We start from the raw sequence: 23,578 nt of genomic DNA, 5'->3' as shown, positions 1-23,578 counted from the left end.
TATAAAAAATTATGCTTTAAATATTGTCATATTTGCTTCTTTAAGATATCCTTTTCATGAAGAGGTGGAAAACATGGAAAAAGTACTAGTTTTCGGGCATAAAAACCCAGATACAGATGCAATTTGTTCTGCAATTGCTTATGCAGAATTGAAAAAAGAATTAGGAATGAATGCTGAGCCTGTACGTTTAGGCGAAATCAGCGGTGAAACTCAATTTGCGTTAGACCATTTTAAAGTAGAAGGACCGCGTTTTGTTGAGACAGTTGCAAGCGAAGTGGACAACGTTATTTTAGTTGATCATAACGAGCGTCAACAAAGTGCTAACGATATCGAGTCTGTTCGTGTGTTAGAAGTTATTGACCATCACCGTATTGCTAACTTTGAAACAAGCGATCCTATTTACTATCGTTGTGAGCCAGTTGGTTGTACAGCTACAATCTTAAACAAAATGTACAAAGAAAATGGCGTTACAATTCGTAAAGAAGTTGCAGGTTTAATGTTATCTGCAATCATTTCAGATTCTTTACTATTCAAATCTCCAACTTGCACAGAGCAAGACGTAGCAGCAGCTCGTGAATTAGCGGAAATTGCTGGTGTAGATGCTGATAACTACGGCTTAGAAATGTTAAAAGCTGGTGCTGACTTAAGCGGAAAAACAATGGAGCAATTAATCTCTCTTGACGCTAAAGAATTCCAAATGGGTAATGCGAAAGTTGAAATCGCACAAGTAAACGCTGTTGATACAAACGACGTTCTTGTACACCAAGCGGAACTTGAAAAAGTTATCTCTGCAGTAGTAGAAGAAAAAGGTTTAGACCTATTCTTATTCGTTGTAACTGATATCTTAACTAACGATTCTGTCGGTCTTGCGATCGGTAAAGCAGCAAACGTTGTTGAGAAAGCATACAACGTATCTCTAGAAAACAACACTGCTACTTTAAAAGGTGTTGTATCTCGTAAAAAACAAATCGTACCAATATTAACAGAAGCATTCCAAGCTTAATTTCATTGAGTGCAGATACACAGCAAGGACAAGTAGTCGGATTGGCTACTTGTCCTTTTCTATCTCCAAAAAACAGAAAATTAAAATTTTAAAACAGGAGGATTGTGTATGCTTAATGATTTGGAGAGTAAATTACAGTCACTTTTAGAGCGAAATATTACTTCTGTTTCAGAATTAGAGAGTTGGCTTTTGGATGAACTGCGTGTAACCGCTGAAATAGAAGAGGAGATAACAAGTAGTTTAATTGCCACGTATAGAGATACAAATGACAGAAATAAACGTAATTTACATATGTATAATCAAAATACAATTCAACCACTTTTAAAAAGATACAATGCGAAATTTGACCAGAAATTTAGAAAGTCTCCGTTTTCCGACTTATTAAATGAGCAGAAATACGGTTTTATGAAAAAAGCAAGATTGGTAAAAAGTAAAATGTTTAATGACAAGAATATTGCTCTTTCCATTAAAGAGCAAAAGCTTATTACGAAATATAGAGAAATAATGTCTAACATATCTATTAATTGGGAAGGAGAGCAAAAGACGTATGTATACGTAAAAGCAAAACTAGATAACCCCAATAGAGCTATTCGCGAAAAAGCTTGGTACGCTTTATGTGAAGCAAGAAGTATAGTGAAAATAGAAATAGATTGTATTATGAATGAACTCATACAATTGCGGAATGAGATCGCTTTACATGCAGGATTTAATAATTATAGTGAGTATGCTTTTAAACAAAAAAATAGAGATTATAGTATTAAAGAGTGTTATAAGCTTCATGAATCTATAGAAAAGTATGTTGTACCAATATGGGAACAGTTGGGGATTCTTTCTAAAAACAATCTCGGTGTAAAAAAATATTGCCCTTGGGACCTTACTCCATGTAAATTACCAAAAGCTCCATTCCAAAATGCTATTGATTTATTGAATGGGGTGGAAGAAATATTTCGGAAGACAGATTTATATTTTTATGAGAAATTTATTCATATACGAAAAACGGGATTAATTGACGTAGAAGAGCGTGAAAATAAAGCACCGGGAGCTGCTTGTTTTACCTTTCCTCATAGTAAAGAGGTTTTTGTGTATTCTAATTTTAGTCCATCATTTTATACAATTAACGCGCTAATACATGAAGTGGGGCATGCATTTCATTTTTATAAACAATTTAACAATGATAGTAGCATGCAAGAAAGATATCTTCGTGAAGAGGTAGCTGAGCTTTATTCCCTAGGTCTTGAGTTGCTAGTAATGGATAAGCTCAATATCTTTTATAAGCAAGAGGATGAATATAAAGAAGTGCAGCGCGTACAATTATATCGTGCTTTGTCTTTATTAATGTCGTCAATTGCAGGAGATGTATTCCAGCACTGGATCTATACAAATCCAAACCATACATCAGAAGAACGTGATAAGAAATACGCTGAAGTATGTAAAAGGTATCAATATTCACCAGTCAATATTGTAGGATTAGAAGATGAAATCGGTGCAAGCTGGTTAGAGTCATTTCATTATGTTCAGTTTCCTTTCTATAAAATTGAATACGCAATTGCGCAAATAGGAGCAATGCAATTGTTTCAAATTTATCGAGAGGATCCAAAAAAAGCGATTGCTTTCTTTAAAGAGGGAGCGAATGCAGATTGGAATTTACCTATACAAGAAATATATGAAAAAACAGGTGTTACGTTTGACTTTTCGGAAGAAAGGATAGAAAGTACTGCAAGTGTAATTTTTGATCTAATAAATGAATTAAAATAAGGATAGCATTTGCTATCCTTATAACTGTTTGTTCGTAGATTTTTTCTTGTTTATATAAAATGTAATAATTGCAGTAATGAAGAAAATAGGTATAGCATATGCTTGCCCAACAAACAATTTCCAGCCAACATGATTATAGCCTTCAGATGCTGGAGCAATCATAGCGATTACGCAAACGATAATATAGAGTACTAGCGCAGGGATTATATTTTTCATTTGTTCACCTCCTTTTCATAAAATCATCACATGTATATTTGTATAATACATTATGGTTTGAGAAAAGATATATGTTTTTCTAACATTTATGTAAATAAAAGGGTTGTTATTAAGTGGAATAGAATAGGTGTATGTAGAATGATATAGGGGTGTTACATATAATGAACAATATATTAAATCGAATAAAGAAAGATGTAAGTATAGAATTATTGAGTACGCTTTGGCCTGGTTTTAATAGGGCTGCATTTGCATTATATAATGATGAGCATGTGTATGTATTTCATCATCCATTATTTTTGAAAGATGATGGTGAGTATGCCGTTTTAAAGCGAGATGACCAATTTAAGGCTGATACATGTATCTTATTAAAAGATTATCCAACTGCCATCGTGAATATGAATAGGCATAAAGATTATGAAAGTTTACTTGCGATTGTGGTGCATGAACTTTTTCATTGCTATCAATATTTGAATAAAGAAAGTAGATTTCCAAATGAATCTCTAGGATTTCTATATCCTATATTAGAAGAAAATATACAATTGCGAAATAATGAACGAATGTGTTTATATGATGCTGTGCATTGTAAGTCACAAGCTGAGAAATATAATTATATTAAGCAATTTATTGAACTAAGAGAGCAAAGAACTAGTTTTATGAAAGAAGAGTTTATAACATATGAGTGTATGGTTGAAAGTATAGAGGGGCCTGCTTGGTATGTAGAAATGAACGCTTACAATGCAATATGTGAAAAGGATGAAAGCGAAACATTACGAAAATATAGCGGATTTATTTTAGATGCATATGAAGCTAATTATAACATTAGGAAGAGCTGCTATAGCTCAGGAATGCTTTTATGTTTATTATTAGATGAAATCCTTCCTAACTGGAAAACGAGCTTCTTTAATAGTGATAAATCGTTATATGCCTTTTTAAAACAAAATATAAATGTGGATTTGAGTTTTAATAATGAAATTGCAATAAGTAAAGAAACGAAGCAAATCCTTCATTTTGTTCAAAACGAAAGAGACAAGGATTTTAAACAATTCTATAAAGAAAAAGGGTATCATCTGTATATTGTAGGTAATATGAAATTAAACATGTTTAATCCAATGAATGTAAATTTAAACGGAAATAAAGCATTACATAAAACCTTTTTAAGTGTGAGTATACATAATAAAACATTTATGATAGATCAACCTGTTTTAGCATCTTTTGAAGAAGATTTTAAAAATATGACACAAGTTCATATTATAATGAATGAAAAGCCAATAGAAACAAATAATGGTTGGAACGTAGTGGGGATTGGAGATATAGAAGCTGAGTATGAAGAAGTAGGGAATTCTATATTTTTATATTTAAAAAGTTAGAAGTGAGGTAAGAAATAACGATGAAAAGGTTATGCATAATTCCATGCGGAAAAAAGAAAATTTGGGATAAGTATCCAGATTACGGACCGATGGAGGCAAAGGATGTATATATTAGCCCGTTCGGAAAAGCATGTCAGGCGTATGCAACTATGTTTTTCGAGAATTGGGTTATCTTATCGGCGAAGCATGGATTTTTAAGACCAAATGATATTGTATTAGAAAACTATGATCTTGCTTTCGATTCAAAGAGCGATGAAATTATTAGTATGGAGCAATTAAAACAACAGATGATTGAAAAAGACTTGCTTCAGTTTGATGAAATAGTTTTACTTGCAGGGAAGAAGCATAAGAAAGTAGTGACACAACTGTATCCAGAAGAAATTATTACGTATCCGTTAGCAGGGTGTAAAGGGATTGGGTATATGTTGCAGAGGTTGAAAGGGGCTGTGGAGGAAGGAAAGGAACTATAGCCAACTTGTTGTATGAGCTTTTTAGTTATATATATTGTGAGCAAGAAGATAGAAAATACATATTAATTTAAAGCCCAAATATTGGGCTTTTTTCTTTGTAGTAATCTCTTTAAATATATTAGGTACAACTAATAGAAAAGTATAACATTTATAACTATACTTATAAATCTAGAAAATAGACTAGTAAACAAACTTTTTTCTACTTTTAAACATAGAATATGATGAATTCTATTTAGGAGGATGCATATTCTTGGGGAATCATTGTAATTGTAGGCGCTCATTTTGGGACGATTTAATGTTTGGAAGATGTGGATGTAAATGCAGGGATTGTCACGAATGTCGTTGCAAAGAGAAACCGAAATGCGATTGTGACGAGTGTTGCTGCAAAGAGAAACCGAAGTGTGATTGTGAAAAATGTAATTGTAAAGAGAAACCAAAATGTCATTGTAAACATGAAGGGTATTAATAATAAAAAAGAGTACGTTACGTACTCTTTAATTTTCTAATGTTATATTCCATCTTGAACAGATTTTTTTACGATTTCCCACGAGTCTTGTTTTTTGATTTTTAAAGCAACATTAGTTCCGGTAGACTCCTTATAAAAGATATATCCATCGTTTGAGTTTACATATGCCAATGGTTCACCTATGCAATCTCGTGAACAAGATGTATTGATAATCTCAATTAAAGATAGTTCGCTCGGATCGGTTTTACTTGCATCAATAATAGTATCAACGTCTGTTTTACGGTAACCTTGTAAGTTTACATGGAAACTTTGTTCAATTTCACCTGTAATACTAGTATTCATTACTTCAACTGAAATTTTCTTTTCTTGAAGAAATCCGTTTTCATAAAGTAATTTTGTATATCCAAGCCATCCAATTAAAACTAGCATAATAAATATACTAGATATTTTAAGTGTTCGAAGCCGTTTACTAACAATCGTTTCTGAGTATTTCATTTAGTTTAATCCTCCAATGTTTTTAATTAAACGTATGCCTAGATACATACTTTTAGAAGAAGGATAGAAGTTAATGAGTTCTAGATTCAAAAAAGAAAGCATCCGAAGTTAGATGCTTTCTTTTTTTAGTATTTTTCGCTATCTGTTCGTTACTTGTTTCATAAGTGGCCTAATTTCTTTAACGGGTGGTTTTTTATCATAGGCATCAACGTAAGAGAAATAGTAATTTAAGTTTCTGAGAAGACCTTTTCCTATTTTAGCGCTCAAGAACGGAAATACTTGTCCAGTATAATCATCGAGAGATTTACAGTAATATTTTTCATCTAGATAAATACTGTATTTACATGTTAGTTCTACTAGTGAGTTCCCTTCATCATCAATTACTTCTTTAGAATCAATAATGTCTATTAATGCAAATTTTTCATTCAGATAAACTTTCTTCTTTTTCTCGTGTTTATTTGTGAGGATAAATACGAGACCAATGGCGTTAATCAAAAGATTTCCTCCTATAAAAAACGGATATTAATAAAATATATCGATATACGTTAAATGTAAAGAGGAGAGGTGAAATTTCATTGATAGAAAGTTTTATAAGCCGATTTGTTTTTTCAAATCGGCTTATTATTATTGAAACACTTGTGGGAATTGTTTTACGATTGCATTTGTTAGCATATCAGCCATTTCTAATGCTTCTTTTTCAATTTTATCGTATAGTTTTACGCTTGCTTCAAAATCTTTATTTAGGAAGGCAAGCGCTTCTGCTTTCGTAAGTGCTAAATGTTCATAAAACATTTTTCTGAATTCTTCTTTTTCTATATATGGGTTGATGCTAGTAAGAAACGCCACAATTTCATCACCATTAGCGTACCATTTTTTCTCTATAGCGGCAGCTGCATTTTGATCACCTGATTTTGCGGCTTTAACTAGATCCGCTGCAATGACTAAGTGATCTTTAATTAGTGCACTATATTTTTTTACAGCATCTTCACCATAGAATGGTTCAAGTGACAGTCCCATATGTGTTGCATTTTGAAGAAGTCGCCCAACTGTAACGTTTACGTCTGGTAAATTAAAGACAATACTAATAATAGCTAATCTCGTCCAAGCGACATGTTGTTCCCATAAAGAACGCATATAACCTTTTAAAAAGTTCTCGTTTTTACTAATTCGGTAATTACGTATAGATGTATCAAAGTGTACATAAGGGTTATGATAGGGGGAGTAATACGATTGCCAATAAGAATACATAAAAGGTAACACTCCTTTGAACATGTATAACTCAAAGTATGATGGGAATTTATTTTTAGTTACGTGTCCTAAATTAATTTCAGAAATTGATATGGAAAAAGATGAAGAATTTTATTGTGGTATATACAAATAAAATGAATATAAAAATAAACAAGGCTCTGCAAGGGAAGTTGCAGAGCCTCAAAAGGGTATTGCCGAGATGTCGGACTCGACTAAGTAATGTTATCATAAAATTCTATTTAAAAAACCTGGTAAATGTGTCCAAATGAAAGTGGATTTTTAATAAAGTCAATGGGATCAGCTTCCCGCAGCAGATCCCGTTAACTAGATAATGTTGATGAGCAAAAACTCATCTGGAGTACTTTTATAGTAATAAGTGAAATTCGTTTTGTGTATTGAGAAAAAAAGAATTACTTCAATAAATGTTAAGAACTTATATTTTACATCTCGTTACTATTATCATTTGTTGTGAGTGCAGTATGGTTATAAAATAGAGAAAAGATATACAAGTGTATCTTAAAGTGTACTGAAATGTATAATAATCAAAAAAGACCTGCTTTTATAAGCAGGTCAACTTAAGGGGTTTATCCAACAGAATATTTCATATGATAACAGCTGTATTATAGTAAGTCTATAAGGTATATATTGAGAAAATTATTATGGATAATATATCACATACACATTAACGTTTAAAAAGTTGAGAAAGGAAATGGAAAATATTTCTATAAGAAAATAATGGCTGGTATTTATAATACGATTCATATTTCCACGCATCATGATTTGAAAATTGGAGTTGGTTCGGTACTGTTTTCTGCTTGATGGAACTAATATTCTGCTGCTTCATATAGTAACCTCCTGAATTCATATGTATAAGATTAGTAGTATTCAAGGAAGAGTAATAAAATGTATATTTATTTTGTAATTCATTTTATATGTGCTTTATTTTTGTTTTAAAATTTATAAACATAAATAGCCATTAAAACACCGTTGCTAAACAACCTTTAAAACGTAGAAAAGCATAAAAAATGAAAAAGCAAGTTGTTAGTCATGTATTCATCACTTTCATGACGCATAAGTGATGATATAATAGGAATAGATGAAAGATATAGAAAAGCAGGTGACTCTTTTTTGTTTACAAAAGCACAAGAACTTTTAGCGTCTTATTTCGGTTATTCGTCATTCCGAAGAGGACAAGATGAAACAATTAAAAATGTATTAGATGGGAAAGATACGGTTTGTATTATGCCTACGGGTGGTGGTAAGTCAATTTGTTATCAAATTCCCGCATTAGTATTCGAAGGAACGACATTAGTTATTTCACCTTTGATTTCACTTATGAAAGACCAAGTAGATACATTAATACAAAACGGTATTTCAGCTACTTATATTAATAGTTCTATTTCAATTACAGAAGCGAATCAACGCATTCAATTAGCGAAACAAGGACATTATAAGTTACTTTATGTAGCGCCTGAGCGTCTTGATTCAATGGAGTTTGTTGACCAACTTATCGATATGAAAATCCCGATGATTGCAATTGATGAGGCGCACTGTATTTCGCAGTGGGGACATGATTTCCGTCCAAGTTATTTACATATACATCGCATATTAGATTATCTTCCCGAAAAGCCGCTTGTATTAGCTTTAACTGCGACGGCAACACCACAAGTTCGTGAAGATATTTGCAACACGCTTGGAATTAATCAAGAAAATACGATTATGACAACGTTTGAGCGCGAGAACTTATCATTTTCTGTTATTAAAGGACAAGATCGAAATGCATATTTAGCGGATTATATTCGTCAAAATCAAAAGGAATCTGGGATTATATATGCAGCTACTAGAAAAGTAGTTGATCAGTTGTATGAAGATTTAATGAAAGCGGGAGTTTCGGTATCAAAATACCATGCTGGTATGAGTGATACCGATCGAAATGAGCAGCAAGAACTCTTTTTACGTGATGAAGTGAGTGTAATGGTAGCAACATCTGCATTCGGGATGGGGATTGATAAATCGAATATTCGTTACGTTATCCATTATCAATTGCCAAAAAACATGGAAAGTTATTACCAAGAAGCAGGACGTGCTGGACGTGACGGATTAGATAGTGCGTGTATATTGCTATATTCTTCTCAGGATGTGCAAGTACAACGCTTTTTAATTGATCAATCGACAGGTGAATCTCGATTTTCAAATGAACTTGAAAAACTGCAAAATATGACTGATTATTGTCATACAGAACAATGTTTACAATCATTTATTTTGCAATACTTTGGGGAAGAACCGAAAGAAGATTGTGGTCGCTGCGGAAATTGTACGGACGACCGGGAAAGTATCGATGTGACGAGAGAATCACAAATGGTTCTATCTTGCATGATTAGAACGAACCAACGATTTGGAAAACAAATGATTGCACAAGTTTTAACTGGTTCTAAAAATAAGAAAGTTATTGAATTCAATTTTCATACTTTACCAACATACGGGTTACTATCAAATCGTAGTGTAAAAGAAGTTAGTGAATTTATTGAGTTTCTAATTTCAGATGAGTTAATTGCAGTAGAACATGGTACGTATCCGACATTAAAAGTTACGGAAAAAGGGAAAGAAGTATTATTAGGTAAAGAGAATGTTTTACGTAAAGAACGAGTAGAGACAAGACAAATTGTTCAAGATCATCCTTTATTTGAAGTACTTCGCGAAGTACGTAAAGAAATTGCGCAAGGAGAAGGTGTACCTCCATTCGTTATTTTCTCTGATCAAACGTTGAAGGATATGTGTGCAAAAATGCCACAAAGTGACTCTGAACTTTTAACTGTGAAAGGGATCGGCGAACATAAACTTGTGAAGTATGGTTCTCACTTCTTACAAGCAGTTCAGCACTTTATTAAGGACAATCCAAACTATGCTGAAACAGTTAAAACAGAAGTGGTGACAGAGCGGAAAAAGTCAGGGAAAGCTTCAGCAAATTCTCATTTAGAAACGTATGAAATGTATAAACAAGGCATTGATCTAGATGAAATTGCGAAAGAACGTGGCTTATCAAGACAAACAATTGAAAATCATTTAATTCGCTCTTTTGAAGATGGAATGGAAATAGACTGGAACAGTTTTGTTCCTGCAGAATATGAATCACTGATTGAAACTGCCGTGCAAAATGCAGAAGGTGGTCTGAAATCAATTAAGGAACAACTTCCAAATGAAGTGAGTTACTTTATGATTCGTGCATATTTACAATTTAGAAAGTAGATATATATAAAGGGGATAGGGGATATATGCATCACGTTTTCGTGTATGGCACATTAAGAAAAGAGCAAACGAATGCTCATTTTATGCAAGGTACAATATGCATCGCAGACGGAGCATGGACGTATGGTAAATTATTTGATACAAACGAGGGGTATCCGGCAATGATTTGTTCAAATGAGGACAAAGTATACGGAGAAGTTTATGAAGTAAATGAGGTTATTCTGCAAAAATTAGATGAACTTGAAGAATATACAGGTAATGCAGAAAGTGATTTATATGACCGAATCACCGAAACGATTTATTTAGGAGATAGAATAATACGTGCATTTGTGTATGTCGCTCAAGATAAAGAGATGCTAAAGAAAGTTATCATTTCTGGTGATTGGGTGGAGCATCAACAAGGAAAATAATAGAAGCCATAGAGCAGATAGTGGGATTATCCATTATCTGCTTTTTATATTGACACTTTTAAATTTCTGATTATTTTGATAAAATGTAAATAAAGGGAAATCAAAAGGAGGATTTTTCATGGGTATCAGAAATTTAGTTTCTCACCTGTAGCAGAAAAATAATATACAGGAGGAGAATATTAATGAACGAATTAAATGTAAAAGAATTTTATAAAAAACAATTTGAACTACTAAGCTATGATGTAAATAATGAAAATTGGTTACAGGAAGTTGCTAAAGAAGTACAAGAGCAAGTTGGATATACATTTCAGTCGATGTTAGAACTAGGAGCAGGAAATGGTGGATTTGCAAGAGCGATGTCTAATTTGAATGTAAAGATGACTACAGTTGAGCTAGTACGAGAGTTAGTTATGTTTGCGAAAGAACATTCTACTAATGATATTGATATTCATTGCGCTGATTTTTATAAAATAAATTTTGAAGAAAAGTTTGATGTTGTTAGTTATTTAGACGGATTTGGTGTAGGATCAGATGATGAGCAATTGATTCTATTAAAACGGATTAAAAACTGGATGAAGGATGATGGATGTGCACTTATTGATATTTATCAACCATTGTATTGGAAAAAGGTAAGTGGACAAGAAATGTCTTTAAGCTCAGCTATGCGAAAATACGAATATGATCGTATAAATGAAAGAATGTTAGATCATTGGTGGCATCCTAATAATCCAAATGATATAGTTACACAGTCTTTACGATGTTATACGGTAGATGAGATTAGTAATGTATGTGCTGAAGCTGGTTTAAGTATTGTAGGATTCTTTCCAGGCGGAGCATATGATTTTGAAAAAGAGAAATATAAAGAATTAACAACTTTAAATGAATGTTTGGCGTACCGAATTAAAATAAAGAAGAGTAGAGATTAATCTCTACTCTTCTTTATTTTAGAAAATTCTTACTAAAACTATTGACTTTATAAATGGATTTTTAATACAATTATATTTCGACTGAAAAATTAGAACGGACAGGAGGGAATCATCAAATGAACAACATTTTTGAAGAAGAGTTACAAAGGATGAAAGATACATTACGTACGATGGATGATCAATTAGAACAGCTCGAAAACATTCCGGTTTATTATGGAGATGATTTTAAAGAACAAATTCTAGAAAGTATGAGAGAATCTAATAGGCAAAATTTACGTATCGGTGTACAAGAACCGTACTTTGGAAGATTAGATTTTCAAGAGGATGGCAAGGAAGATGTTATGCCGATCTACATCGGTAAAGTAGGTGTTTCACATAAAGACACAATGAAACCAATTGTAATAGATTGGCGGGCACCTGTTGCAAGTATGTTTTATTCATTTACCGGTGGAGATGAATTAGCATTTTATCAATCGCCAGACGGATTAGTAGAAGGTGATGTGTATTTAAAGCGAAACATCTCTATTCGAAAAAGAGAACTAGAACGTGTTGTTGATACATATGTAAAAGGAAATGAAGATGTCTCACATGCCGATGATTTTCTTCTATATCGATTAGGTGAGAATAAAGATAATAAACTAAAGGATATTGTTTCGACGATACAATCGGAGCAAAACGATATTATTCGTGCGGAAAGAAACTTACCATTATTAATTCAAGGGGTTGCAGGAAGCGGAAAAACAACGATCGCTTTACATCGCCTTGCTTTTTTAATTTATGAATATCGTGAACAATTAGAAGCTGAGAGAATGATTGTATTCGCTCCGAATAGTCTGTTTTTAGACTATATTTCGAGTGTGCTTCCTGAATTAGGTGTAGGGAATATTAGTCAAACAACATTTCCAGATTGGGCATTACGTACGTTAGATGATTCTGTGAAACTAAAGCAAACAGAAGAAAAGTTGAAAGAAGCCTTTTCTATTAATCGTGATGAAGAAAAGGTTATGCTCGGTAAATTGAAAGGCACGCTGGAATTTAAGTCCTTTATTGAAGAGAGAATGGTTCAATTTGAAAAAGAATTAATACCAACAAGTGATTTTGAGGCATGGGACAAAGCTATTATTCCAGTAGAAGACATAAAAAAATGGATGCAAGTTGAATATAAACATTATCCATTAAAGAAAAGAAGAGAAAGATTAGTCGGCCGAATGAAGCGCTGGATTGAAATTGAACTGAAAAAGTATGGAGAAACAAACGAGAAGAAATTATTAAAAAAAGAAGCGACAAAGAGATTGAACACATATATGAAGTTTTGGCCGAAAATGAGCCCACTTTCACTTTATAGTTCAATATTGAAAAGTAAAGAAATACTCGAAGTATTGCCTGAAGAACTTGTGAAAGAAACTGAAAAGAGTTGTCGTAAAAAAGAAGTGTATGTAGAAGATTTACCAGCTTTAATTTACTTACATCACCGCATAACAGGTATTGAAATCGGACAGAAATTCCATCACGTCGTTATTGATGAAGCGCAAGATTTCTCACCATTCCAAGTGTATGTATTAAAAGAAATTACACTAGGTAATTCTTTCACTATATTAGGTGATTTATCTCAAGCAATTTATGATTATCAAGGGATTGAAGATTGGGGTGCTTTTAAGGAAGTATTCCAAGAAACAGGTTATTATGAACTGACGAGAAGTTATCGTTCTACAAAAGAAATTATAGAATTTGCGAACGAAATAATTAAAAACGCAGAGATTCCAGTTGGGCTCGCAACACCAGTTTTTCGCAGTGGTGAAAATGTTAAGGTAATCCATGCAGAAGATCAATTTAATGAGATTATGAAGACGTTAAAACATCTACAAAACGAAGATGTGAAAACAATTGCGGTAATAGGAAGAACAGAAGATGAATGTCGCGATATATATGAGAAATTAACAAAAGCAGGATTGGCCGTAAACGTCATTGAAGCAGATCAAAGTAAATATGAAGGTGGTATTTCAGTAGTACCTGTATACTTGGCAAAAGGGCTAGAATTTGATGCGGTTCTATTAATCGATGTTGATGAAGAACATTATAAAAATATGAAACATGATGCGAAGTTACTATATGTCGGATGTACAAGGTCACTTCATGATTTATGGATTTTCCATAGCGGGGAAGCATCGCCTTTAATTAAAGGAATAAAATAAATATGAAAAACAAGAGGCGTTTCTAGTAACAAAAAGAAGAACCTCTTGTTTTTCTATATAAAGACATGGAGAGAAAATAACAATGATCACAAAAGTAATAACAAAAAGAAATTGGGAAATCGCAAAGATAAATGGAGAAATTAATGAAACTTCACTAAAAGAAGAAGGATTTATTCATTGTTCATTTTTAAAACAAGCTTTAGAAGTTGCTGAAAAACATTTTAGTCATAAAGAAGATGTTTTATTACTGACAATTGATCGATCCTTAATAAAAGCAGAAATAAAATATGAACTTGCTTCTAACGGTCAAGAATATCCGCATGTATATGGAGTAATTCATATTGAATCAGTTGTAAATGTTACCCCATTTATTAAAGAAAAAGGAGAGTTTATATTACAAGAGGTACAAAATTAAAATTGTTATAAGCATTTAAATTAGCCAGAAAAGCACAAAATATATAGTTTGTGCTTTTTTATTTTCTATTTTTTGTAAATACGTATTGTTTTTATCACATTAATACTGTACGATACATAGTATAAAACACATACTGTATGACATATAGTAATGAAAATGAGGTGAGTGAATGGATGCTTTATTAAATTCGTTAATTACTGAACTAAGAAGAGGTACATTAACATTAGCGGTTTTAAGCCAGTTAAGAACACCGCAGTATGGGTATTCACTTGTCCAATTATTGGAGCAATCAGGGATTACAATCGATCAAAGTACGTTATATCCACTACTTCGCCGATTAGAAAAGCAGGAGCTAGTGACGAGTAGTTGGGATAAAACGGAGAGTAGACCGCGTAAGTATTATATTTTAAGTGAATACGGATTAGAGATATTTTTGCAGTTGAAAAAGGAATGGATAAAGGATTCGAAAGAACTTTATAAATTATTAAAGGAGGAGGACAAGAATGAATTTGATTGATATTTACGTCGAGGAAGTAGCGAAGAGATTACCTGAAAAAAATCGTGAAGATATTATTCTTGAACTACGGTCAACAATCGAGGATATGTTACCTGATGATTATAATGAAGATGATGAAAAAAGAGTTCTTGAAAAATTGGGGAGTCCAGTTTCATTGGCAAATGGGTACTTAGATAGGCCGATGTATTTAATTGGACCACGTTATTTTGATGTATATACGATATTATTAAAAATGATCATACCGATTGCAGCTGTTATCGCACTCATTGCAATGGTTGCAGAAAATTTTGTAGGATATGATGGTGAGCAAGCGGTATTAAATGTTATTTTAAATCTGATAGGTAAAGGAATTGGGGAAATTATCGAAGTAGGCCTCCATGTATTTTTCTGGTTGACACTTGTATTTGCAATTTTAGAAAGAACAGATAAAGACAAAGGTACCCAACCGTTGACGACAAGTTTAAAAAAGTGGACGCCTGATGATTTGAAAAATACTTCGTATATTCCAAAGAAAAAGTCGATCTCAAAGTTCGAAGTATTTGGCGGGTTAATGTGGACGGCAATATGGGCAACACTTTATTTTTATGCGAACCATCTTGTAGGTGTATATCATGGTACAGAAAGCGGATTGAAGTTTGTCGCGGCAACTTTTAATCAAGAGGTGTTACTTCAGTATTGGCCAATCGTTGTAATTGTGATTGTGTTTGAAATAGGTATATCTCTTTATAAGTTAGTACAAGGACAATGGACGAAAAAGCTGGCAATCGGGAATGCTATTCTTCAAATAGTTGGAACAATAGTATTCATTGTAATTATAGTAAATCCGCATTTATTTAATGAAGGATTTATTACGTATGTGGCAAATGTGTTTACTACTTCTCCAGAGGAAGTTAAAAAGTGGTTAATTGGTGGAGGTATTATCATTTACATTTTGTCTGCTGCGTTAAATATATTTGATGGTTTCCGAAAAGCTCGTATTCGTATATAGGAGTGAAATTAGAGGAAAGGAAGAAAGTGATGATAAGGGAAGCAAGGAAACAAGATGTCACATACATTTTAGATATTTATAATGATGCTATATTGAATACAACAGCCGTCTATACGTATAAACCTGTAACCCTTGAAAATAGAATAGATTGGTATGAACAAAAAAAGGCTAACGGCTATCCGATTTTAGTATGTGAATTAGATAATAAAATAGTAGGATTTGCGACATTTGGCCCGTTTAGAGCTTGGCCTGCCTATAAATATTCAATTGAGCATTCTGTGTACGTTCATAAGGAATATAGAAAAAATGGGATAGGAACTTCATTAATGCAAGCATTGATCACAGTTGCAAAAGAAAGGGAATATATGACCTTAATTGCTGGAATTGATGCAGAAAATGAGAAAAGCATTGCCTTACATGAAAACTATGGATTTGTTCATGCGGGGACAATTAAGAAGGCTGGTTATAAGTTTAATAGGTGGTTAGATTTAGCTTTTTATCAATTGAAGCTTAATGGTCCTAAAAAGCCTACGGAAGAGTAAATGTTTGCGTTATGCGAATTAAGTATTTTAGAAAGATAGCATGGGAAAATTTTATGCTATCTTTTTTATTATATGCATACATATCAAGTAACAAAAAAGGTTTTATACATTCTATATCGAAATTTAAGAATGTAATAAAACAATATAAAAAGAGGTGCGAATATGCAAACTGTCATTAAAAGAATGAAAGATATACAATCTGGTCAAGTTGGAGTGATTGTGTCTTCTACAAAATACGAAGATATAATTGCTTCCTATAATAATGAACTATATGTTCCTTTAGCATCAGCAGCAAAAGTGGCAATTGGATTTGCAGTAGCAAACATGGTAAAGGAGGAACAAATTAGTTGGGATGATATACTTCATCAAATTAAATTTAATCCGAAAGAAGATAGCGCACAATTATATCCGCATTTGCAAGGGAGAGATACACTATCACTTAGTAAAGCAGTAGAAGTGATGATAGCATGTCATGACAGTTTTATTGCAAAGTCGATTGTAATGTACTGCGGAGGATGGAACGCTATTAGAAAATATGTTTCAACGTATTTTTCCAAGATACATGTTCAAGAAAACCCTAGAGATGAACAAAATGTTGGAGAGTTAAATCAAGTACATTCACTGTTAGTACATATTTTTAAATGTTATAAAAGTGATCCAGAATTATGGGGACCAATAATAAATGGAATGGTAAGGCAGCAAGGAGAATATGAAGGGATACCGTATTATCATATAGCTCATATGACAGGTGGATTGCCCACAGCAATAATAAATATTGGTATAATGGGAATGTTCCATGAATACCCGCTTCTATATGTTATTGGAGGAAAAGATTTGCCTAATCGATTCGATAATAACGAAGTCGATGAAACAGTTGTATTGGCTTTGAGATGCATATACAAAAAATATAATGATAGCATGCTAGGGGTGAGCGATTGAAACGAAACTTAAAAACTTCAACAATCATCATATTAATTTTAACAATTATTATTTTGGAAGTTGGAATCGCGATTTACGATCATAATCTTTCATTAGATATAATTTACTTTGCGGCGATACTGATTTGTATTGTATTGCTTTTTGGCACACGTATTTCTAAAGAGAAAGAAAGTACATCGAAACAGAGAGGAAGCAAAACAGCTCTTATATTTTGGCCATCTATTTTATTGTCTATCGCTAGTTTTGCAATTATAAGTTATATAAGAATAGGCTATGTTTCAGTGCCAGGGATAATTGGTTTTTCATGCTTTGTTACTTATGGTGGATTCGTGTTTATTACTATTTTAAAGAGAAAAAGTAAAAATTAAAGATAGCTTACTAAGTTGAAATGGAGAAATATATGAAACACATAGAGAATGGTACTCTCACTGAAGGAGAGTACATAAAAAATAAAGTAATTCAATATAACATGTCGATTTTAAAGGATGAAGCAAAACAGCCGATGGAGCAAGTAAGTTTCGTAGTAAAAGATGAGGATGGAAAAATATTTGGTGGGGTAACAGGAACGATGTATTTTTATCATCTTCATATAGATTTTTTATGGGTTGAAGAAACAGTTCGTCATGATGGTTATGGCAGTCAACTGTTACATAAAATCGAAGACATCGCGAAGGAAAAAGGGTGTAGATTAATATTATTAGATTCATTTAGTTTTCAAGCGCCAGATTTTTATAAAAAGCACGGCTACCGAGAATATGGTGTTGTTGAAGATCATCCTAAAGGACATAGCCAACACTTTTTAGAGAAGCGGTTATAGTAATAGTATTCGTGCTCTAGAAGAAAAATTGATTTTAAAGGCATCACCAAACAAGGTGATGCTATTTTAATTTTAAAGCGACTACTCAAGCTGATGTAATTATGGGGACAAATAGTACGATTCGTATAGCTATGATTTTCTTTTTTAATGGAAATGAGTTACTGTCTTTGTAGAAGACACTTGTCGTATTTATTATATGTACTAGCAAATACTATTGAATTTTTAGGAGAGGAAGAGCAATAAGACGAGCTCTGAATATAATACTAATAAAGGAGGTGTTAAGCAATGGGTTATATTGTAGATATTTCGAAATGGAACGGTAACATTAACTGGGATGTAGCAGCTCCACAACTAGATTTCGTAATCGCTAGGGTACAAGATGGTTCGAATTACGTAGACCCTTTATATAAAAATTACGCTCAAGCATTGAAAATAAGAAATATTCCTTTCGGTAATTATGCATTTTGCCGATTTATTTCAATTGCTGATGCGAAGAAGGAAGCGCAAGATTTTTGGAATCGCGGTGATAAGAGCGCTACGGTTTGGGCGGCTGATATAGAAGTGAAAACAATGGATGACATGAGAGCAGGTACACAAGCTTTTATCGATGAATTACGCCGACTAGGTGCTAAAAAAGTTGGTTTATATGTTGGCCATCATGTATATGAGCCTTTCGGAATGGCGAACGTAAAAAGTGATTTTGTATGGATTCCTCGATATGGCGGCAATAAACCAGCATATCCTTGTGATATTTGGCAATACACGGAGACAGGTAATGTACCAGGTATCGGCAAATGTGATTTAAATCAATTAATAGGTAATAAACCACTTTCCTGGTTTACTGAATCAATACCGAAACAAGAAAATATACAAGGACAAGTTTCTAAACAAAATATCATTCAATCTGGAGCCTTTTCACCTGATGAAACTCCAGATGTTATGGGAGCGTTAACTTCTTTAAAAATGACTGCTACCTTCATTTTACAATCGGATGGTTTAACGTATTTTGTTACTGAACCAACTAGTGATACGCAATTAAATGCTATGAAAGGCTGGCTCGATCGAAAAGGTTGGTGGTATGAAGTTAAATAATAAAAATTTACTAGTTACTATTTGAATAGCAAAAAAGAGCCCTCCAACAGGATGGCTCTTTTTTTTGCTATTCAAATAGCTTATTCATTAAATCTTGGATTTCACGTCTTCTTTTATCTGTTTCGTCTTTATCAATTGTATACGTATCATCCTCGATTATAAGAATATCACCTTCTTTTGCAGTAGAAGGGAGTTTGGATTTAGGTACATCAATTGTTACGTTATTCAATTCAATAATTGCTAGTTCACCTTCAAAACGGTCAATAATACCTCTTTTCATAATTATCTCTCCGTTCTTACAGAAATGTTAGAACCATCACTATTTATAATTACAGTTCCATTTAAATCAGTTCTATATACATTAACAGACATTGAATGTAACTTTGCTAAAGTTTCCTGTGTAGGATGGCCATAACGGTTACCTGCACCTGCACTAATTACAGCGATACTTGGTTTCACTGCATCTAAAAATGGCTGAGAAGAAGATGTCTTACTTCCATGATGACCAGGTTTTAATACGTCAGATTTTAGGTTAGAACCATGTGCTAGAACCATATCTTTTTCACTTTTAGATTCAGCATCACCAGTAAATAAGAAAGATTTGCTACCGTGTGTTACTTTTAATACCGCACTCCACTCATTTAGATCGTTATCGTATTCTTTCACGGGAGCTAAAAATTGTGAGTTTAAACCGTTGATTGGTAAAGTTACTCCAGAATTCGCTTCTTTAATTGTTAATCCTTTGTTAGCTACAGCAGTTAGGAAGTCTTTGAACGTTTGTGTCGTATGACTTACTTTAGGGGCGTAAATGTTTTTTACATTCATAGCATAAAGCACTTCATCTAATCCGCCTACATGATCAGCATCAGGATGAGTGGCAATCATATAATCAATAGTTTGGAATCCTAATCCTTTTAAATAATTCGCTACTACTTTACCTTTGCCATTGTTACCAGCGTCAATAAGGATCGTTTCTCCACTTGGAGATTTAATAAAAGTAGCATCACCTTGTCCGACATCAATATAATGTACCTCTAAGTTACTTTTAGGCTTAGGAAGAGCTGGACGGAAATTTGGTTCTAATACACGAGCCAAAAATGCAGCGAATTGCTCACGAGTTACTTTTACACCTGGACCAAATGTACCATCAGGCAATCCAGTAGTAATATTATTTTGTGCTAAAATTTTGACATAATTGTAACCCCAGTGATTAGATGGAACATCAGGGAAATTGACGTCTGCACCTGTAGGCTTCAAATTAAAAGTTTTAACTAAAACTACTGCCATTTCTGCACGAGTTAATGAGCGGTCAGGGAAATAGTTTGTTTCACGTTGTACAATGTTATTATGTGCTAACTTATGTACAGAATCATAGTAATAGATACCTTTGGCTACATCGGAAAAAATATGATTATAGCTAGATGGTTTTTCTAATTTTAAGGATAAATCTAGCATTAAGGCCATTTGTCCACGAGTTACATCATCACTCGGTTTAAAAGTTCCTTCTGGCGTACCTTTAATGATACCTATATCCGATAAATAGTTAATTTCTTTAATTGCCCAATGATTAGATTGGACATCAGGGAAAGATTTAGCACTTGTAAAATTAGGGATGAATAATGATAAAATTATGACAAATGCTGTTAGTAATAAACTAAACTTTTTCAAAAAATCGCCTCACTTTGTATATTTTTTACCTAATTAACTTTACCATTTATTGCAAGAAATTCAAGTTTTAATAGTTGAAAATAATATGAGAAATGCTTTTGGTATTATATTCATTAGTTTTCTCTTATTCTGTATATTTGATATACGTAATATGAAAGGATGAGAGTAACGATTGCAATTGTAAAATTGATATTATAAATTTATTTTATGAAGTTTTTTTGTAACAGGTTGGATTCTATAGTTTTATATTGAAAGAAGTAAAGTAAGACAAAATAAATATAATGAGTAATTTGATGGGAGAAAGAAAATGTACACGTATAAATTGCAACATGAACAACCAATCTGCGTAGGCAAAATAAAAAAACTTTATGACTCTGTCGGTTGGTGGCCAGAAAGAAAAGAAATTGATATTCAAAAAATGTTAAAGCATAGTATAGCAATTGGAGTATGGGAAGAAAATGAATTAATCGGATTTGCTAGAGTTGTTTCTGATGGTGTTTTTCGAGCGTACATAGAAGATGTTGTTGTGCATGAGATTGTAAGAAATAAAGGGATTGGGGAGAAGATGCTTACAATGTTACTTCAAGAAATATCTCATGTTCATATTGTTAGTCTATTTTGTGGAGAGAAGTTAATAAAGTTTTATGGTGAACACCAATTTCAAGCGACGAAACAAATTGTAATGCATCGTAATCAAATCGTGAAAGAATAAGAGGTGCCAATTAAAATGAATGCAACTAGAACATATTGTTTATCAAAAAGAAAAGCGACTGAAGATTCTCCAGATGGGTGGAATGCAACATGTATGAGGCTTAATAATAAAATATTTGCGATAATAAACCATGAAGAAGGAGAAAAAGCTGCGATTACATTAAAATGTGATCCAGAACTTGCATTAAGATTAAGAGAAGAGTATCCAGAAGCAATCATTCACGGGTATCATATGAATAAAAAACATTGGAATACAGTGTATATACATAAAGATGTAGAGCAAGAGCAAATTAATAAGATGATTGATTGGTCATATGATTTAGTTCTACAATCATTTTCAAAGAAAAAGCAGCAAGAGTTATTAGATTAATATGTATAAGGGGTGGAAGTAATGAAAGACACGATCAAAGATACATATGATAAATTAGCGAGTACATATAAAGAAAATCTAGACTTGGCAAATCCATATAACAGTTATTATGAAAGACCAGCGATGATGGAGATGATTCCAAAGAATTTAGAAGGGAAGAGTATATTAGATGCTGGATGTGCAGCTGGATGGTATACTACTCAATTTGTAGAAAGGGGAGCAAATGTTACTGCAATTGACGTAAGTTCTGAAATGGTAAAAGCTGCAAAGGAAAGTACGGGTAATAAAGCAACGTTTCTTTGTCATGATTTGCAAGAAGTATTACCATCTGAAGATAATACTTTTGATGTTATTGTAAGTTCGTTAACGCTTCATTACTTAGAAAATTGGGATAAAGTATTTCAGGAGTTTCATCGAGTATTAAAGCCAGGTGGCGAATTTATATATTCCATTCATCATCCTTTTATGGATTTTACAAAGTTTACTAGTGAAAATTATTTCGAAAAACAATTATTAGTAGATACTTGGGTTAAACCAAATATTACAATAGAAGTTAGCTTTTTTAGAAGATCACTCCAAGACATAATTAATGAAACAACAAATTATTTTGTGTTAGATAAAATGGTGGAACCGAGGCCGGTTGAAAAAATGAGAGAAGTAAATGAAACATCATATCATTATCTAAATACAAATCCACATTTTCTTATTATGAAAGCCATTAAAAAATAGGTAGTAAAATAATTATATTTTACTACCTATTTACAGTTTTTAATTACATATTAGGAGATTTTGAGATGAATAAGAAACGAAATAGATTATTATATGCGCTATTTACTATAGTTATAATTATTTTAGGTCTTAGCTCAAGAAAGTTAGCTTTTGCGTTACCTCATCTATTAAACGCGTACTTAGGCGATGCTTTATGGGCACTCATGATTTTTACAGGGCTCGGTTTTTTATTTCCTAAAATAGAAACGAAGAAATTGGCTTTTATAAGTTTACTGTTTTGCTACGGGATTGAAGTAAGCCAATTGTATCATGCTGAATGGATAGATAGCATTCGTGCAACGACTTTAGGTGGCCTTGTATTAGGTTACGGATTTTTGTGGAGTGATTTAGTTGCTTATACAATTGGTGTTGGGATTGGAATGTTTTGTGAGTTTATGTTACAGAAGAAATAATAGATTTAAAAAGGGGTATGTATGAAAAAAATAATATTAATAGGTTCTGGTGGTTCAGGAAAATCTACATTAGCAAGGCAGTTAGGTAATAAATTAAATATTAAAGTACATCATCTTGATGCGTTATTTTGGAAACCGAATTGGGAAGGTGTACCGAAAGAGGAGCAAAGAAAGGTTCAAAATGAATTAGTTAAAGAAGATGAGTGGATTATTGATGGGAATTATGGCGGGACAATGGACATAAGAATTAACGCTGCTGATACAATTATCTTTCTTGATATTCATAGAACAATATGTGTTTATCGTGCTTTTAAAAGGGTTGTACAATATCGGAATAAAACAAGACCGGATATGGGTGCTGGATGTGAAGAAAGGTTTGATTTGCAATTTTTTAAATGGATATGGCAATATCCTAAAACGAAACGACCCTCAATTTTAAAAAGGCTAAATCAATTGAGTAAGGAAAAAGAGGTTATTATTTTAAAATCTTCAAATGAAGTAAGACTATTTTTAGAGAAATACGATACCATAGATAGTTAGAATA

Annotated in this window: 29 protein-coding genes; 22 read left to right on the top strand and 7 right to left on the bottom strand. The window is 32.7% G+C overall.

Annotated elements, in window-relative coordinates:
- Window positions 1-73 precede the first annotated feature (73 nt).
- Both ppaC and ACSG5Z_RS06360 read left to right on the top strand, forming a co-directional pair.
- Entirely contained in the window at window positions 74-1,003 is a 930-nt protein-coding gene (gene ppaC, locus ACSG5Z_RS06365; protein WP_435711061.1) for a manganese-dependent inorganic pyrophosphatase, read from the top strand.
- 108 nt (window positions 1,004-1,111) lie between these two features.
- Window positions 1,112-2,758, top strand: coding sequence for a M3 family oligoendopeptidase (locus ACSG5Z_RS06360; protein WP_435711059.1), 1,647 nt, complete (start codon window positions 1,112-1,114; stop codon window positions 2,756-2,758).
- Window positions 2,759-2,776: 18 nt separating this feature from the next.
- On the opposite strand, the gene ACSG5Z_RS06355 is transcribed toward ACSG5Z_RS06360, so the two are convergent.
- A complete protein-coding gene (locus ACSG5Z_RS06355; protein ID WP_435711058.1) occupies window positions 2,777-2,974 on the bottom strand; it encodes a DUF4017 family protein in 198 nt (65 codons plus the stop codon).
- Window positions 2,975-3,135: 161 nt separating this feature from the next.
- Here ACSG5Z_RS06355 and ACSG5Z_RS06350 point away from each other — a divergent pair, with 161 nt between their 5' ends.
- The 3 genes from ACSG5Z_RS06350 (at window position 3,136) to ACSG5Z_RS06340 (ending at window position 5,317) form a co-directional block, all read left to right on the top strand.
- Window positions 3,136-4,341 (top strand): peptide ABC transporter permease, encoded by a 1,206-nt coding sequence (locus ACSG5Z_RS06350; protein ID WP_435711057.1) that lies wholly within the window; start codon window positions 3,136-3,138, stop codon window positions 4,339-4,341.
- A 20-nt stretch (window positions 4,342-4,361) separates the two neighbouring features.
- Window positions 4,362-4,811 (top strand): DUF6884 domain-containing protein, encoded by a 450-nt coding sequence (locus tag ACSG5Z_RS06345; RefSeq protein WP_435711056.1) that lies wholly within the window; start codon window positions 4,362-4,364, stop codon window positions 4,809-4,811.
- 299 nt (window positions 4,812-5,110) lie between these two features.
- Window positions 5,111-5,317 (top strand): hypothetical protein, encoded by a 207-nt coding sequence (locus tag ACSG5Z_RS06340; protein WP_137015648.1) that lies wholly within the window; start codon window positions 5,111-5,113, stop codon window positions 5,315-5,317.
- 2 nt (window positions 5,318-5,319) lie between these two features.
- On the opposite strand, the gene ACSG5Z_RS06335 is transcribed toward ACSG5Z_RS06340, so the two are convergent.
- The 4 genes from ACSG5Z_RS06335 to ACSG5Z_RS06320 all read right to left on the bottom strand — a co-directional run bounded on the left by ACSG5Z_RS06335 (window position 5,320) and on the right by ACSG5Z_RS06320 (window position 7,864).
- A complete protein-coding gene (locus ACSG5Z_RS06335; protein ID WP_435711053.1) occupies window positions 5,320-5,772 on the bottom strand; it encodes a hypothetical protein in 453 nt (150 codons plus the stop codon).
- A gap of 138 nt (window positions 5,773-5,910) precedes the next feature.
- Window positions 5,911-6,267, bottom strand: coding sequence for a hypothetical protein (locus ACSG5Z_RS06330; RefSeq protein ID WP_000606238.1), 357 nt, complete (start codon window positions 6,265-6,267; stop codon window positions 5,911-5,913).
- Between the two features lie 129 nt (window positions 6,268-6,396).
- The gene (locus ACSG5Z_RS06325) at window positions 6,397-7,020 is read right to left on the bottom strand and encodes an acetylglutamate kinase (RefSeq protein ID WP_435711052.1); all 624 of its coding nucleotides are present in this window, start codon (window positions 7,018-7,020) and stop codon (window positions 6,397-6,399) included.
- Between the two features lie 682 nt (window positions 7,021-7,702).
- Window positions 7,703-7,864: a hypothetical protein gene (locus ACSG5Z_RS06320; protein WP_353840523.1), complete on the bottom strand. Its 162-nt coding sequence runs from the start codon at window positions 7,862-7,864 to the stop codon at window positions 7,703-7,705.
- 284 nt (window positions 7,865-8,148) lie between these two features.
- On the opposite strand from ACSG5Z_RS06320, the gene recQ reads away from it, so the two are divergent.
- From recQ to ACSG5Z_RS06260, 12 genes are all read left to right on the top strand, one after another.
- On the top strand, window positions 8,149-10,266 hold the full coding sequence (recQ, locus tag ACSG5Z_RS06315; RefSeq protein WP_435711051.1) for a DNA helicase RecQ: 2,118 nt from the start codon (window positions 8,149-8,151) through the stop codon (window positions 10,264-10,266).
- A 26-nt stretch (window positions 10,267-10,292) separates the two neighbouring features.
- Window positions 10,293-10,676, top strand: a complete 384-nt coding sequence (locus tag ACSG5Z_RS06310) for a gamma-glutamylcyclotransferase family protein (RefSeq protein ID WP_435711049.1) — start codon at window positions 10,293-10,295, stop codon at window positions 10,674-10,676.
- 182 nt (window positions 10,677-10,858) lie between these two features.
- Window positions 10,859-11,602 (top strand): class I SAM-dependent methyltransferase, encoded by a 744-nt coding sequence (locus ACSG5Z_RS06305; RefSeq protein ID WP_435711047.1) that lies wholly within the window; start codon window positions 10,859-10,861, stop codon window positions 11,600-11,602.
- A gap of 116 nt (window positions 11,603-11,718) precedes the next feature.
- The gene (locus tag ACSG5Z_RS06300) at window positions 11,719-13,794 is read left to right on the top strand and encodes a HelD family protein (protein ID WP_087983855.1); all 2,076 of its coding nucleotides are present in this window, start codon (window positions 11,719-11,721) and stop codon (window positions 13,792-13,794) included.
- A gap of 82 nt (window positions 13,795-13,876) precedes the next feature.
- Window positions 13,877-14,209: a DUF952 domain-containing protein gene (locus tag ACSG5Z_RS06295; protein WP_435711045.1), complete on the top strand. Its 333-nt coding sequence runs from the start codon at window positions 13,877-13,879 to the stop codon at window positions 14,207-14,209.
- Window positions 14,210-14,378: 169 nt separating this feature from the next.
- On the top strand, window positions 14,379-14,726 hold the full coding sequence (locus ACSG5Z_RS06290) for a PadR family transcriptional regulator (protein ID WP_048547374.1): 348 nt from the start codon (window positions 14,379-14,381) through the stop codon (window positions 14,724-14,726).
- Window positions 14,713-15,714, top strand: a complete 1,002-nt coding sequence (locus ACSG5Z_RS06285; RefSeq protein ID WP_435711043.1) for an HAAS signaling domain-containing protein — start codon at window positions 14,713-14,715, stop codon at window positions 15,712-15,714. Before ACSG5Z_RS06290 ends, ACSG5Z_RS06285 begins: the two co-directional genes overlap by 14 nt.
- A 29-nt stretch (window positions 15,715-15,743) precedes the next feature.
- Window positions 15,744-16,256 (top strand): GNAT family N-acetyltransferase, encoded by a 513-nt coding sequence (locus tag ACSG5Z_RS06280; RefSeq protein ID WP_426934255.1) that lies wholly within the window; start codon window positions 15,744-15,746, stop codon window positions 16,254-16,256.
- Between the two features lie 162 nt (window positions 16,257-16,418).
- The gene (locus tag ACSG5Z_RS06275) at window positions 16,419-17,195 is read left to right on the top strand and encodes a serine hydrolase (protein ID WP_097890111.1); all 777 of its coding nucleotides are present in this window, start codon (window positions 16,419-16,421) and stop codon (window positions 17,193-17,195) included.
- The gene (locus ACSG5Z_RS06270) at window positions 17,192-17,563 is read left to right on the top strand and encodes a hypothetical protein (protein ID WP_087983860.1); all 372 of its coding nucleotides are present in this window, start codon (window positions 17,192-17,194) and stop codon (window positions 17,561-17,563) included. The genes ACSG5Z_RS06275 and ACSG5Z_RS06270 overlap by 4 nt, the downstream gene beginning before the upstream one ends.
- 32 nt (window positions 17,564-17,595) lie before the next feature.
- Window positions 17,596-18,012 carry a GNAT family N-acetyltransferase gene (locus tag ACSG5Z_RS06265; protein WP_435711041.1) on the top strand — a complete coding sequence of 139 codons (417 nt, stop codon included), beginning with the start codon at window positions 17,596-17,598 and terminating at the stop codon, window positions 18,010-18,012.
- A 285-nt stretch (window positions 18,013-18,297) separates the two neighbouring features.
- Entirely contained in the window at window positions 18,298-19,104 is an 807-nt protein-coding gene (locus tag ACSG5Z_RS06260) for a GH25 family lysozyme (protein ID WP_435711039.1), read from the top strand.
- Between the two features lie 67 nt (window positions 19,105-19,171).
- Here ACSG5Z_RS06260 and ACSG5Z_RS06255 read toward each other — a convergent pair whose 3' ends face one another.
- Window positions 19,172-19,384: a DUF3006 domain-containing protein gene (locus ACSG5Z_RS06255; protein ID WP_087983863.1), complete on the bottom strand. Its 213-nt coding sequence runs from the start codon at window positions 19,382-19,384 to the stop codon at window positions 19,172-19,174.
- Between the two features lie 2 nt (window positions 19,385-19,386).
- Window positions 19,387-20,772, bottom strand: a complete 1,386-nt coding sequence (locus ACSG5Z_RS06250; RefSeq protein WP_435711036.1) for an S-layer homology domain-containing protein — start codon at window positions 20,770-20,772, stop codon at window positions 19,387-19,389.
- Window positions 20,773-21,079: 307 nt separating this feature from the next.
- Between ACSG5Z_RS06250 and ACSG5Z_RS06245 the strand changes: the two genes are divergently transcribed.
- From ACSG5Z_RS06245 to ACSG5Z_RS06225, 5 genes are all read left to right on the top strand, one after another.
- Entirely contained in the window at window positions 21,080-21,484 is a 405-nt protein-coding gene (locus tag ACSG5Z_RS06245) for a GNAT family N-acetyltransferase (RefSeq protein ID WP_000288955.1), read from the top strand.
- A gap of 15 nt (window positions 21,485-21,499) precedes the next feature.
- Window positions 21,500-21,853, top strand: a complete 354-nt coding sequence (locus tag ACSG5Z_RS06240) for an MmcQ/YjbR family DNA-binding protein (RefSeq protein WP_087983914.1) — start codon at window positions 21,500-21,502, stop codon at window positions 21,851-21,853.
- Window positions 21,854-21,874: 21 nt separating this feature from the next.
- On the top strand, window positions 21,875-22,582 hold the full coding sequence (locus ACSG5Z_RS06235) for a class I SAM-dependent methyltransferase (RefSeq protein ID WP_137015553.1): 708 nt from the start codon (window positions 21,875-21,877) through the stop codon (window positions 22,580-22,582).
- A gap of 65 nt (window positions 22,583-22,647) precedes the next feature.
- Window positions 22,648-23,034, top strand: coding sequence for a ribosomal maturation YjgA family protein (locus ACSG5Z_RS06230; RefSeq protein ID WP_088608827.1), 387 nt, complete (start codon window positions 22,648-22,650; stop codon window positions 23,032-23,034).
- A 21-nt stretch (window positions 23,035-23,055) separates the two neighbouring features.
- Window positions 23,056-23,574 carry a DNA topology modulation protein gene (locus ACSG5Z_RS06225; RefSeq protein ID WP_088063684.1) on the top strand — a complete coding sequence of 173 codons (519 nt, stop codon included), beginning with the start codon at window positions 23,056-23,058 and terminating at the stop codon, window positions 23,572-23,574.
- Window positions 23,575-23,578 lie beyond the last annotated feature (4 nt).

It is taken from the genome of Bacillus pretiosus (assembly GCF_051294775.1).
In the GTDB taxonomy this organism is placed as follows: Bacteria; Bacillota; Bacilli; order Bacillales; family Bacillaceae_G; genus Bacillus_A; species Bacillus_A wiedmannii.
This window is presented reverse-complemented; position numbering and strand designations above follow the sequence as displayed.

Coding starts and splice junctions, on each gene's coding strand:
- ppaC (WP_435711061.1), top strand. CDS start 74: ATGGAAAAAGTACTAGTTTTCGGGCATAAAAACCCAGATACAGATGCA.
- ACSG5Z_RS06360 (WP_435711059.1), top strand. CDS start 1,112: ATGCTTAATGATTTGGAGAGTAAATTACAGTCACTTTTAGAGCGAAAT.
- ACSG5Z_RS06355 (WP_435711058.1), bottom strand. CDS start 2,974: ATGAAAAATATAATCCCTGCGCTAGTACTCTATATTATCGTTTGCGTA.
- ACSG5Z_RS06350 (WP_435711057.1), top strand. CDS start 3,136: ATGAACAATATATTAAATCGAATAAAGAAAGATGTAAGTATAGAATTA.
- ACSG5Z_RS06345 (WP_435711056.1), top strand. CDS start 4,362: ATGAAAAGGTTATGCATAATTCCATGCGGAAAAAAGAAAATTTGGGAT.
- ACSG5Z_RS06335 (WP_435711053.1), bottom strand. CDS start 5,772: ATGAAATACTCAGAAACGATTGTTAGTAAACGGCTTCGAACACTTAAA.
- ACSG5Z_RS06325 (WP_435711052.1), bottom strand. CDS start 7,020: ATGTATTCTTATTGGCAATCGTATTACTCCCCCTATCATAACCCTTAT.
- ACSG5Z_RS06320 (WP_353840523.1), bottom strand. CDS start 7,864: ATGAAGCAGCAGAATATTAGTTCCATCAAGCAGAAAACAGTACCGAAC.
- ACSG5Z_RS06310 (WP_435711049.1), top strand. CDS start 10,293: ATGCATCACGTTTTCGTGTATGGCACATTAAGAAAAGAGCAAACGAAT.
- ACSG5Z_RS06305 (WP_435711047.1), top strand. CDS start 10,859: ATGAACGAATTAAATGTAAAAGAATTTTATAAAAAACAATTTGAACTA.
- ACSG5Z_RS06300 (WP_087983855.1), top strand. CDS start 11,719: ATGAACAACATTTTTGAAGAAGAGTTACAAAGGATGAAAGATACATTA.
- ACSG5Z_RS06295 (WP_435711045.1), top strand. CDS start 13,877: ATGATCACAAAAGTAATAACAAAAAGAAATTGGGAAATCGCAAAGATA.
- ACSG5Z_RS06290 (WP_048547374.1), top strand. CDS start 14,379: ATGGATGCTTTATTAAATTCGTTAATTACTGAACTAAGAAGAGGTACA.
- ACSG5Z_RS06285 (WP_435711043.1), top strand. CDS start 14,713: ATGAATTTGATTGATATTTACGTCGAGGAAGTAGCGAAGAGATTACCT.
- ACSG5Z_RS06280 (WP_426934255.1), top strand. CDS start 15,744: ATGATAAGGGAAGCAAGGAAACAAGATGTCACATACATTTTAGATATT.
- ACSG5Z_RS06275 (WP_097890111.1), top strand. CDS start 16,419: ATGCAAACTGTCATTAAAAGAATGAAAGATATACAATCTGGTCAAGTT.
- ACSG5Z_RS06265 (WP_435711041.1), top strand. CDS start 17,596: ATGAAACACATAGAGAATGGTACTCTCACTGAAGGAGAGTACATAAAA.
- ACSG5Z_RS06260 (WP_435711039.1), top strand. CDS start 18,298: ATGGGTTATATTGTAGATATTTCGAAATGGAACGGTAACATTAACTGG.
- ACSG5Z_RS06255 (WP_087983863.1), bottom strand. CDS start 19,384: ATGAAAAGAGGTATTATTGACCGTTTTGAAGGTGAACTAGCAATTATT.
- ACSG5Z_RS06245 (WP_000288955.1), top strand. CDS start 21,080: ATGTACACGTATAAATTGCAACATGAACAACCAATCTGCGTAGGCAAA.
- ACSG5Z_RS06240 (WP_087983914.1), top strand. CDS start 21,500: ATGAATGCAACTAGAACATATTGTTTATCAAAAAGAAAAGCGACTGAA.
- ACSG5Z_RS06235 (WP_137015553.1), top strand. CDS start 21,875: ATGAAAGACACGATCAAAGATACATATGATAAATTAGCGAGTACATAT.
- ACSG5Z_RS06230 (WP_088608827.1), top strand. CDS start 22,648: ATGAATAAGAAACGAAATAGATTATTATATGCGCTATTTACTATAGTT.
- ACSG5Z_RS06225 (WP_088063684.1), top strand. CDS start 23,056: ATGAAAAAAATAATATTAATAGGTTCTGGTGGTTCAGGAAAATCTACA.